The sequence below is a fragment of the Nonomuraea sp. NPDC049637 genome (genome assembly GCF_040675235.1).
GTDB lineage: Bacteria > Actinomycetota > Actinomycetes > Streptosporangiales > Streptosporangiaceae > Nonomuraea.
In genome coordinates this window covers 1-1,858 of record NZ_JBFAOM010000126.1, presented here as the reverse complement: position 1 = coordinate 1,858, position 1,858 = coordinate 1, and the positions used below count along the sequence as shown (strand labels likewise).

1 protein-coding gene is annotated in these 1,858 nt (G+C 67.5%); it reads left to right on the top strand.

The annotated features are described in order from the left end of the window. The coding region (gene rpoB, locus AB0J71_RS49900; protein WP_364421479.1) for a DNA-directed RNA polymerase subunit beta at positions 1–1,858 on the top strand (1,858 nt) is incomplete at both ends.

The following is a 1,858-nucleotide window of genomic DNA, read 5'->3' as shown; positions in this document are numbered from 1 at the left end:
GTGAGCCGCCGACCAAGGAGTCGGCGCAGACCCTGCTGGAGAACCTGTACTTCAACCCCAAGCGGTACGACCTGGCCAAGGTGGGCCGCTACAAGATCAACAAGAAGCTCGGGGTCGACTCCGAGATCACGCAGGGCACGCTGACCGAAGAGGACATCGTCGCCACCATCGAGTACATCGTCCGCCTGCACGCGGGCGAGGAGTCGATGCCGGGCGCCAACGGTGAGGTGATCGTCGAGATCGACGACATCGACCACTTCGGCAACCGCCGCCTGCGCAGCGTCGGCGAGCTCATCCAGAACCAGGTCCGCCTGGGCCTGGCCCGCATGGAGCGCGTCGTCCGCGAGCGGATGACCACCCAGGACGTCGAGGCGATCACGCCGCAGACCCTGATCAACATCCGTCCCGTCGTGGCCTCCATCAAGGAGTTCTTCGGCACCTCGCAGCTGTCGCAGTTCATGGACCAGACCAACCCGCTGGCCGGCCTGACGCACAAGCGGCGTCTGTCCGCGCTCGGCCCCGGTGGTCTGTCCCGTGAGCGGGCCGGCTTCGAGGTCCGTGACGTGCACCCGTCCCACTACGGCCGGATGTGCCCGATCGAGACCCCTGAAGGCCCGAACATCGGTCTGATCGGCTCGCTGGCCTCCTACGGCCGCATCAACGCCTTCGGCTTCGTCGAGACGCCCTACCGCAAGGTCGTCGACGGCCGGGTGACCGACCAGATCGACTACCTGACGGCCGACGAGGAAGACCGCTACGTCAAGGCGCAGGCCAACACGACGCTCAACCCCGACGGGTCGTTCGCCGAGTCCCGCGTCCTGGTCCGTACCAAGGGCGGCGAGACCGAGCTCGCCCGTGCCGAGGAAGTCGACTACATCGACGTGTCGCCGCGCCAGATGGTGTCGGTCGCCACCGCGATGATCCCGTTCCTCGAGCACGACGACGCCAACCGCGCGCTCATGGGCTCCAACATGCAGCGCCAGTCGGTGCCGCTGCTCAAGAGCGAGGCGCCGCTGGTCGGCACCGGCATGGAGTACCGTGCCGCGACCGACGCCGGCGACGTCATCAGCGCCGAGAAGGCCGGCGTGGTCGAGGAGGTCTCCGCCGACTACGTCACCGTCATGAACGACGACGGCACGCGTACGACGTACCGGGTCGCCAAGTTCAAGCGCTCCAACCAGGGCACCTCCTTCAACCAGAAGCCCATCGTCGCCGAGGGCGACCGGGTCGAGGTCAACCAGGTCATCGCCGACGGCCCCTGCACCGACAACGGTGAGATGGCGCTCGGCAAGAACCTGCTCGTGGCGTTCATGCCGTGGGAGGGCCACAACTACGAAGACGCCATCATCCTGTCCCAGCGCCTGGTCCAGGACGACGTCCTCTCCTCGATCCACATCGAGGAGCACGAGGTCGACGCCCGCGACACCAAGCTGGGCCCGGAGGAGATCACCCGGGACATCCCCAACGTGTCGGAAGAGGTCCTGGCCGACCTCGACGAGCGCGGCATCATCCGGATCGGCGCCGAGGTCGTCCCCGGCGACATCCTGGTCGGCAAGGTCACCCCGAAGGGCGAGACCGAGCTGACCCCGGAGGAGCGGCTGCTGCGCGCCATCTTCGGTGAGAAGGCCCGCGAGGTCCGCGACACCTCGCTGAAGGTGCCGCACGGCGAGCAGGGCAAGGTCATCGGCGTGCGCGTGTTCAGCCGCGACGAGGGCGACGAGCTCCCGCCGGGCGTCAACGAGCTGGTCCGCGTCTACGTGGCCCAGAAGCGTAAGATCACCGACGGCGACAAGCTGGCCGGCCGCCACGGCAACAAGGGCGTCATCTCCAAGATCCTGCCGGTCGAGGACATGCCGTT